Below are 9,429 nucleotides of genomic sequence, written 5' to 3'. Positions count from 1 at the left end.
CAACTTAGGCGATGATCTTGGCGACCACGCCGGCGCCGACGGTACGGCCGCCTTCACGGATGGCGAAGCGCAGACCTTCTTCCATGGCGATCGGCGACAGCAGCTTGACCGTCATCGTCACGTTGTCGCCCGGCAGCACCATCTCCTTGTCCTTGGGCAGATCGATCGTGCCCGTCACGTCCGTCGTGCGGAAGTAGAACTGCGGACGGTAGCCGTTGAAGAACGGCGTGTGGCGCCCACCCTCTTCCTTGGACAGAATGTACACCTCCGAGGTGAACTCCGTGTGCGGCGTGATCGAACCCGGCTTGGCCAGCACCTGGCCGCGCTCGACGTCTTCACGCTTGGTGCCGCGCAGCAGAATGCCCACGTTGTCGCCCGCCTGGCCTTGGTCCAGCAGCTTGCGGAACATTTCCACGCCCGTGCACGTCGTCTTCACCGTCGGCTTGATGCCCACGATTTCGATTTCTTCGCCAACCTTGATCACGCCGCGCTCGATACGGCCAGTCACCACCGTGCCGCGACCCGAGATCGAGAACACGTCTTCGACCGGCATCAGGAACGTGCCGTCAACCGCGCGCTCCGGCGTCGGAATGTACGTGTCCAGCGCCTGCGCCAGCGACAGGATCGCCTGCTCGCCCAGCTCGCCCTTGTCGCCTTCCAGCGCCAGCTTGGCCGAACCCTTGATGATCGGCGTGTCGTCGCCCGGGAAGTCGTACTTCGACAGCAGCTCGCGAACTTCCATTTCCACCAGCTCCAGCAGCTCGGCGTCATCGACCATGTCCGCCTTGTTCAGGAACACGATGATGTACGGCACGCCCACCTGGCGGCTCAGCAGAATGTGCTCGCGCGTCTGCGGCATCGGACCGTCGGCGGCCGACACCACCAGGATCGCGCCGTCCATCTGCGCCGCGCCCGTGATCATGTTCTTCACGTAGTCGGCGTGGCCCGGGCAGTCAACGTGCGCGTAGTGGCGCGTTTCCGTTTCGTATTCCACGTGCGCCGTGTTGATCGTGATGCCGCGCGCCTTCTCTTCAGGAGCCGCATCGATCTGGTCGTAGCCCTTGGCTTCGCCGCCGAACTTGCTCGACAGCACCGTCGTGATGGCCGCCGTCAACGTCGTTTTGCCGTGGTCAACGTGACCAATCGTACCCACGTTCACGTGCGGCTTGGTACGTTCAAACTTGCCTTTTGCCATGGCTGACTCCTGACCTGGATTGCGCTTCTGACTGAAGAAAAGAAGTGAGAATTAGTGGTGCCCATGACGCGGATCGAACGCGTGACCTCTCCCTTACCAAGGGAGTGCTCTACCACTGAGCCACATGGGCATGTAAACCTTTTGGAGCGGGTGAAGGGAATCGAACCCTCGTCGTAAGCTTGGAAGGCTTCTGCTCTACCATTGAGCTACACCCGCGGCTACCCTTTCACCTTCTCTATACCCAACCCTTAAAAACCAAGGCCAGGGATACATACGGCCTTCTTGCCGAAGGCGCTGCAGATCCCTAGGCCTGACATTTGAAATCCAGGCCAACTGCGCCTGGATTCGGGTATGGGTCTCTGGTGGAGGAGGTTGGATTCGAACCAACGTAGGCGCAAGGCCAACAGATTTACAGTCTGCCCCCTTTAACCACTCGGGCACCCCTCCAGCGGAGAACTTGAGATTATGAACACTTTCATAATCCGTGTCAAACGCTTTGCGCGAAAACAGCGAATTTCCTGCCGTCGTCGCCGTGGCGGCTCTCCAGAGGGCGCAAAGCTTACCGCATCGGGCGGGCTTGCGCCACCGCGGCGGCATGGCGCGGGCCAGGCCAAAAAGAATCGTCCCTTTTTTTGTCCGCCTGCCTTCCTCGCGGACGCCTGGACTTGCAGACCGCGGCAGGACCGGGCGGGATGCGGCGGCCGGCTTTTGCGGCCCTATTCCGGTTCCGGTTCCGCCGCCCCGACCATGTACCGAAGGTGCGCTCGGGCCGCGCATGCCCCCCCCCCGGCGCCGCGCGCCCGGCAAGACCGTCCCAGGACCGCACCAGATCCTCGTGAACACGAGCCAGGACTCAACAAGAAACGAAAAAGTGCTCGCATTAAATGCGATGGGAAGCTCGCATGAATCCGAGCAAATGCTCAATATCTAAATACGAGCAATACATCGAATCTTTCGCGTCCGAAATGCGGGGCTTTGTTCCGGGCGCGCTTCAATAGCGCTCGAAATACCGCTGCACGGCGGCGACATCTCGCGTCCGGGTCAGCGCCAGCATGAGCAGCACGCGGGCCTTTTGCGGGTTGAGATCGCGGGCGGCGGCGAAACCCCAGGCGGCATCGTCGATCTCGACGTCGCGTCCGACCAGGCCGCTGCCGCAACGGCTCGACCGCACCACGACCACGCCCGAAGCCGCGGCGCGGCGCAATGCCTGCATGGCCAGATCGGTGGCGTTGCCGTCGCCCACGCCGGCCAGCACGATGCCGTCAGCACGCGAGGCCAGAAAATCGATCGTGTCCGGCTGCATGTCCGCATGCGCATACACGATGTCCACCCGCGGCCACGCGGCCTCTTCCGGCGGCGCCGGAGCGAATTCGCTTTGCGTGGTGTGGACGGTGTCGTTGCGCGAATAGAAGACCGGCGCGCCGCCGTGCATGACACCCGCCCTGCCCCGGTTGGGCGACGCGAAAGCCGAAATGCCGGCGCAGGCGATTTTCTGCACGTCGCGCGCGTAATGGATGTCTTCGTTCATGACGACCAGCGGCCCACGGCCGCGCGCCTGGCCGCTCGCGGCCAGGGCCACGGCGTTGTACAGGTTGGCCGGCCCTTCTGCGCCCAGGGCGGTGGCCGGGCGCATGGCGCCCACCAGCACGATGGGCTTGTCGCTGGCGATGACCAGGCTCAGGAAGTAGGCGGTTTCTTCCAGGGTATCCGTGCCGTGCGTGATGACGATGCCGTCTACCGACGCGTCGCGGCAATGCGCATCGACGCGCCCGGCCAGGGCGCGCCAGACGCCGTGCGTCATGTTCTGGCTGCCCACGTTGGCGACCTGCTCTGCGCATATGTCGGCGACGTCCGACAACTGCGGCACGGCTTCAAGCAGTTGGTGCACGGAAAACGAGCCCGCGCGGTAGCCCGCGTCGGTGGCGCTGGCCTGTGCGCCGGCAATGGTGCCGCCCGTGGCCAGGACGGCGACGACCGGCCGCCGCCCCTCAGGCATCCACCACCCCAGACAGGCCCTGGCGCTCGAGCAGGGAATTCAGGTGCTCCCATCCGTGGAAGTCGATGACGATCTGGCCTTTTTCCTTGGCGCCGACCTTGAGCGCCACGCGCGTGCCCAGGTGGTCGGACAGCGCCTCTTCCAGGCGGGTGAGGTCGCGCGAAACGCCGTTGGCCTTTTTGCGCGGCGCGCTGCCGGCCTCGACTTCGCGCGCGGTCTTGGCCACCAGCTTCTCCGCCTCGCGCACCGACAGGCGCCGCGCGATGATCTGGTTGGCAAGCTGGATCTGGGTGGCGGCATCGACCGCCAGCAGCGCGCGCGCATGGCCCATGTCGATATCGCCGGCCAGCAGCATGGTCTGCACCGGCGAGGCCAGGTTGAGCAGGCGCAGCAGATTGCTGGTGGCCGAGCGCGAGCGGCCGATGGCCTGGGCGGCCTGCTCGTGCGTGAGCCCGAATTCGTCCAGCAACCGCCGCACGCCATGCGCCTCTTCCAGCGGATTCAGATCTTCGCGCTGGATGTTTTCGATGAGGGCCATGATGGCCGCGTTCTCGTCGGCCACCTCGCGCACCAGGACCGGGACTTCCTTCAGGCCGGCGAGCTGCGCGGCGCGGAAGCGCCGCTCTCCCGCGATGATTTCATAGTGGCCAGGATCGTCATTGAGCGCGCGCACCAGGATGGGCTGCATGACACCCTGCGTGCGTATGGATTCGGCCAGCTCGCCCAGGGCGCCTTCGTCCATGCGCGTGCGCGGCTGGTATTTGCCGGCGCGCATTTTCGAGACGGGCAAGGTGGACGGCGGACCCTCGGGCTTGGCGGCAGCCTTGCCGATATTGTCAATGGCGGGCGCGTCGGCACCCAGCAAAGCGTCCAGTCCGCGACCCAAACCCTTGGGTTTCTTGGTGGCCATAATGTAAATCCTCTTTCTTTCTGCTTTTGTATCCTGAGCCCGGCTCAGGCGACCGGATGCTCGGCGGGCACCCGATACCAATACGCATAACAGTCTTTGAATCCGTGACGGTCGTACAGCGCACGCGCCGCGGTGTTTTCCGGCTCCACCTGCAAATAGGCATGGCGGGCGCGCCGGCGGCGCCGCAAGCCAGGAGATGCCGCAACAGCGCATCGGCATGGCCTTTGCGCCGCTCGTCGGGATGGGTAACGATGTCGAACAGGCCCAGCGCGTCCCCATCGAGAACGCCCAGGCCGGCGGCGACGCAGCGCCCCGCGGCGTCCGTGGCAAGCACCGGCTGGACATCGAGAGCCAGGCCCTGCAGCCGTTGCCTGTGCTCGCGCACATGCGCGGGCGAATGCGCGCGCATCTCGCCGGCGACGGCGGCAAAGCGCGCGGCATCGACGGTTTCAAAGCGCAGTCCGCGAGGAGAGTCTCCATCCGCGGAGGCGAGCGGCATGCACATGACTCGGGTCTCGCCGGTATGAATGAACTGCCGGGCCTGCAGCTCGGCATCGAGGCCGAAATCCGGGCCCAGGCTGGTCAGGCGCAGCACCAGGGGCAGGCCATGGCGCGCGTACAACGATGAACAATACGCCAGCCGCTCATCGAGCGGACGTGTGGATAACCCCAGCACATTGACGCTGCGCGCCCGCTTGGCCGCGGAAGGCGCGAAACGCACCAGCCAGCCATCATAGAGCAACTGCGCCTGCACGGCCGTGGCATTGAGCGCGGCTTCCTCAAGACGCACGCGCAATGCATCGCGCAGGCCTGCTTGCGGCACATGCGTGACCGACGGTGACGAGGAGGCGCAAACCATTGCATCGGCGGACATGGCGGACCTCAGGACAACTGCTTGACGCGCTCGATCATTTCGGCGCCGAACGAGATGTAGGCCTGCGCCCCGCGCGACGACTTGTCATAGATGACGCCCGGCACGCCGTAACTGGGTGCTTCCGCCAGGCGCACGTTGCGCGGAACGACGGTCTTGAACACCTTGTCGCCGAAGTGCGCTTCGAGCTGCGCGGACACCTGCTGCTGCAGCGTCATGCGGGGGTCGAACATGACGCGCAGCAGGCCGATGACCCGCAGATCGTCATTGATGTTGCGATGCACCCGCTTGATGGTGTTGACCAGGTCGGACAGGCCTTCGAGCGCGAAGTATTCGCACTGCATCGGAATGATGACGCCATGTGCCGCCGCCAGCCCGTTGAGGGTGAGCAGCGACAGCGTGGGCGGGCAATCGATCAGGACGAAGTCGTACTGGTCCCGCACCGCGTCGATGGCGGCCTTGAGCTGGCGCTCGCGCTGTTCCATCTGCACGAGGTCGATCTCGGCGCCGGACAGCTCACGGTTGGCGGGCAGCACGTCGTAGCCGCCCGACTCCGAGCGCACGCGCGCCTCGTCGATAGTGGCGTCGCCGATCAGCACCTGGTACAGGTTGGATTGCAGCGTGTTCTTGTCGATGCCGCTGCCCATGGTCGCATTGCCCTGGGGATCCAGATCCACCAGCAAGACACGCTGTCGATGCGTGGCCAGGCCCGCCGCCAGGTTGATGGCTGTCGTCGTCTTGCCCACGCCGCCTTTCTGGTTGGCGATGCAGAAGACACGGGCGGTTTTGCTGGGGGGTATGCTGTTCATAGGGTTCCTTGACTGCGGCGCATCCAGATCAGGCAACGTTCAGCCTGCAATTCGGGTACTTGGAGCGGCTGTATACGGTCTACTTTCCACTGTCCGCCCGCTTCGAGCACCTCGATCTCATCCTCGGGCAGCTTGCCCTTCATGGCGACGAGGGTACCACTGTCGCGCACGTGCTTGCCCGCGAGCCGGGCAAAGTCGTCGAGCGACGCGAAAGCGCGTGAAGTGACGATATCGCAGCCGGCGGGCTCCAGGGTTTCGACGCGGGCATGCCGCGCACGCAGATTCGGCAACGACAGCGCGCCGCTCATCTGCCGCACGAAAGCGGTTTTCTTTTCCACGGCGTCGATGCACGTTACCGACCATTGCGGCCGCATGATGGCCAGCACCACGCCGGGCAGCCCGCCGCCCGATCCAACATCGTACAGGCGGGCGGAAGCGCCCTCTTCCAATGCCTCGCTGAAAGGGCCCACGACAGCCAGGCTGTCGAAAAGATGCTGTACCAGCATCTGGCCCGGGTCGCGGATGGCGGTGAGGTTGTAGGTGCGATTCCAGCGCTGCATCTGCGCCAGATAGTCGAGCAGGCGGGCGCGCGCCTCGTCGCTCGCGGCCAGGCCGAGCTGGGCGCAAGCGCGCTCCAGGCGGCCGGCGAGATCGGCGTCGCCATGAGCGCCTGCGGGCGGCCGGGCGCCGCTCACCGTGGAGCCTTCGCCCTTGCGGGCTCCGGCATGAGCGCCTACGGGCGGCCGGGCGCCGCTCATGCCGCGTACTTGCGCGTGCCGTAGTGCAGGCGCTTGAGGTGGATGAGCAGCAGAGAGATTGCCGCAGGGGTGACGCCCGAGATGCGGGCAGCCTGTCCTATGGTTTCAGGGCGGTGCGTCTTGAGCTTCTGGCGCACTTCGAACGACAGGCTGGTAACGGCGTCGTAGTCGATGTCGGCCGGAATGGGCTGTTGCTCGTGGCTGAGATGCTTTTGCACCTCGTCCTGCTGGCGGGCGATGTAGCCGGCGTACTTGACCTGGATTTCGACCTGCTCGGCGAGTACGTCCTGGTCCACCACGCCAGGACCGGCCAGCAGGGAGCCATCCGCGTTGCGGGCGTGCATGAGCGCCTCGTAGGAAACGTTCGGCCGTTTCAGCAGGTCTGCTAGTGAGTACTCACGCTCAATAGCCTTGCCCAGCAGCGGTTCCGCCACTTCGGCAGGCAGAATGCGAGGGTTCACCCACGTGGAACGCAGGCGTTCCACTTCCGCCGCGACGGCATCGCGTTTGCGATTGAACGCGGTCCAGCGCGCATCGTCGACGATGCCGAGCCTGCGGCCGATTTCCGTGAGACGCAGATCGGCATTGTCTTCGCGCAGACTGAGCCGATACTCGGCGCGCGACGTGAACATGCGATACGGCTCGGTAACGCCTCTCGTGACGAGGTCGTCGACCAGCACGCCGAGATAGGCTTCGTCGCGGCGAGGCGTCCACTGTTCTTTTCCGAGCGCGCGCAGAGCAGCATTGACGCCGGCGAGCAGGCCCTGCGCGGCGGCCTCTTCATAGCCCGTAGTGCCGTTGATCTGGCCCGCGAAGTACAACCCCGAGATCGCCTTGGTTTCCAGCGTGCTCTTCAATCCACGTGGATCGAAGTAGTCATATTCGATGGCGTAGCCGGGTCGCAGAATGTGGGCATGTTCCAGTCCGGGCAGCGAGTGAATGAGTTCGAGCTGCACGTCGAACGGCAGGCTGGTGGAGACGCCATTCGGGTAGACCTCGTGGGTATCCAGCCCTTCGGGTTCGAGAAAGACCTGGTGCGATGACTTGTCGGCAAAGCGATGGATCTTGTCTTCGATCGACGGGCAATAGCGCGGCCCCACGCCTTCGATCACGCCGCTGTACATGGGCGAGCGGTCGAGCCCGCCACGAATGATGTCGTGGGTGCGGGCATTGGTATGCGTAATCCAGCACGGAAGCTGGCGGGGATGCATCTCTGCGTTCCCCATGAAAGAGAACACCGGGATCGGATCCAGGTCGCCCGGCTGCTCCTCGAGTACGCTGTAATCGATAGTGCGGCCGTCGATGCGCGGCGGGGTTCCAGTCTTGAGCCGGCCCTGGGGCAGCTTGAGTTCCTTCAGCCGTTGCCCCAGAGAAATCGCGGGCGGATCCCCTGCCCGACCGCCCGAGTAGTTCTGCAGCCCCACGTGGATCAGCCCATTGAGGAACGTGCCCGCGGTGAGCACGACGGTGCGTGCGCGGAACTTCAGCCCGAGCTGGGTCACGGCGCCTACAACCCGATCGCCTTCGACCATCAGATCGTCCACGGCCTGCTGGAACAGCCAAAGGTTCTGCTGATTTTCCAGGCGGCTCCGTATTGCCTTGCGGTACAGCACGCGGTCTGCCTGGGCACGTGTCGCACGGACCGCAGGTCCCTTGGACCCGTTGAGGATGCGAAACTGTATGCCCGCCTCGTCCGTGGCCAGCGCCATGGCGCCACCCAGTGCGTCCACCTCTTTGACGAGATGACCCTTGCCGATCCCCCCGATAGAGGGATTGCACGACATTTGGCCTAGGGTTTCGATGTTATGCGTGAGCAGCAAGGTCTGGGCGCCAGCGCGCGCAGACGCAAGTGCCGCTTCGGTGCCGGCGTGACCGCCGCCGACGACGATCACATCGAATTCGCGGGGATAATCCATGATGCGGGGAGGAAAAAGAGAGCGTTCGGTGCTCATTATAGAGGCAGGGGTGGGATGTTTCACGTGAAACATCAAAGACAACGCCGAAGCAAGCTTTATCTGTTGTTTATGTCGCTTTCGAGCATTTTTCTCTACGCTGCCGATGTTTCACGTGAAACATCAGACGGAACGATTGGGGCATGACTCGGCCGTCCGTTCGTGCAAGATGGTTTCAAGCCAGAAAAGGAAGCCGCGATATTTCAGACGCTCTCGATGAGATCGTGATGTTTCACGTGAAACATCACCGCCGACCTCGTCTGTATTTCACCGCGAACTGTTTCACGTGAAACATCGCCGGTTGCGGCTTGTGTATACCAACGTGCCTTTGTGGTGGAGTGCGGTTATCTATTCCCCGATCCACGGGTTCGGGTCTGGCAATACCAATTTGCAAGAACGCGATGTATCTGTGCCCGCTTTTCCGCCTTCCACTCCCCTCCAACGAGTGCGGGAGGCCGCAAGCTGCATCAGCGACTGACCCCGAATCGATAGCGATTCATCGTTCGCTATCCGTCGCCAATTCTTTGACGGTTTCACGTGAAACATGAGCCCGACCCCACTCGCCTCATGAAATAAATTGGTGTCACTATGAAGCGGTGCGAGCCGCTGCTTGTCAACGCCGGTTGAAAACTGACCCACTTTCGTCGGAATCGTCGGAGTAAAACTATCTGTGCCCGCTTTTCCGCCTTCCACTCCCCTCCAACGAGTGCGGGAGGCCGCAAGCTGCATCAGCGACTGACCCCGAATCGATAGCGATTCATCGTTCGCTATCCGTCGCCAATTCTTTGACGGTTTCACGTGAAACATGAGCCCGACCCCACTCGCCTCATGAAATAAATTGGTGTCACTATGAAGCGGTGCGAGCCGCTGCTTGTCAACGCCGGTTGAAAACTGACCCACTTTCGTCGGAATCGTCGGAGTAAAACTGACCCACCCCG

At 63.5% G+C, this 9,429-nt stretch carries 7 protein-coding genes, 3 tRNA genes and 1 pseudogene; all 11 read right to left on the bottom strand.

The window, feature by feature from the left end; all coding sequences use genetic code 11:
* Positions 1-4: 4 nt before the first annotated feature.
* Complete coding sequence (tuf, locus tag AD428_RS17745; RefSeq protein ID WP_053244268.1) at positions 5-1,195, bottom strand: elongation factor Tu; 1,191 nt, start codon at positions 1,193-1,195, stop codon at positions 5-7.
* Between the two features lie 55 nt (positions 1,196-1,250).
* A tRNA-Thr gene (locus AD428_RS17740) sits at positions 1,251-1,325 on the bottom strand.
* Between the two features lie 12 nt (positions 1,326-1,337).
* Positions 1,338-1,411 (bottom strand) — tRNA-Gly (locus AD428_RS17735).
* Between the two features lie 144 nt (positions 1,412-1,555).
* Positions 1,556-1,642, bottom strand: a tRNA-Tyr gene (locus AD428_RS17730).
* Between the two features lie 544 nt (positions 1,643-2,186).
* Complete coding sequence (locus tag AD428_RS17725) at positions 2,187-3,191, bottom strand: asparaginase (RefSeq protein ID WP_053246053.1); 1,005 nt, start codon at positions 3,189-3,191, stop codon at positions 2,187-2,189.
* The gene (locus tag AD428_RS17720) at positions 3,184-4,101 is read right to left on the bottom strand and encodes a ParB/RepB/Spo0J family partition protein (protein ID WP_053246052.1); all 918 of its coding nucleotides are present in this window, start codon (positions 4,099-4,101) and stop codon (positions 3,184-3,186) included. Before AD428_RS17720 ends, AD428_RS17725 begins: the two co-directional genes overlap by 8 nt.
* Before the next feature lie 44 nt (positions 4,102-4,145).
* Positions 4,146-4,975, bottom strand: a pseudogene (locus tag AD428_RS17715) (GNAT family N-acetyltransferase).
* 8 nt (positions 4,976-4,983) lie between these two features.
* Positions 4,984-5,781 (bottom strand): ParA family protein, encoded by a 798-nt coding sequence (locus tag AD428_RS17710; protein WP_053246051.1) that lies wholly within the window; start codon positions 5,779-5,781, stop codon positions 4,984-4,986.
* Complete coding sequence (gene rsmG, locus AD428_RS17705; RefSeq protein WP_053246054.1) at positions 5,778-6,476, bottom strand: 16S rRNA (guanine(527)-N(7))-methyltransferase RsmG; 699 nt, start codon at positions 6,474-6,476, stop codon at positions 5,778-5,780. The genes AD428_RS17710 and rsmG overlap by 4 nt, the downstream gene beginning before the upstream one ends.
* A gap of 59 nt (positions 6,477-6,535) precedes the next feature.
* A complete protein-coding gene (gene mnmG / locus AD428_RS17700; protein WP_053246050.1) occupies positions 6,536-8,455 on the bottom strand; it encodes a tRNA uridine-5-carboxymethylaminomethyl(34) synthesis enzyme MnmG in 1,920 nt (639 codons plus the stop codon).
* 384 nt (positions 8,456-8,839) lie between these two features.
* A partial coding sequence (locus AD428_RS28195; protein ID WP_235490747.1) for a hypothetical protein occupies positions 8,840-9,429 on the bottom strand: 590 nt, incomplete at its 5' end.

The organism is Achromobacter sp. DMS1, assembly GCF_001270295.1.
Note: the sequence above shows the minus strand (reverse complement) of the source record. Positions and strands in the feature narration are given on the sequence as shown.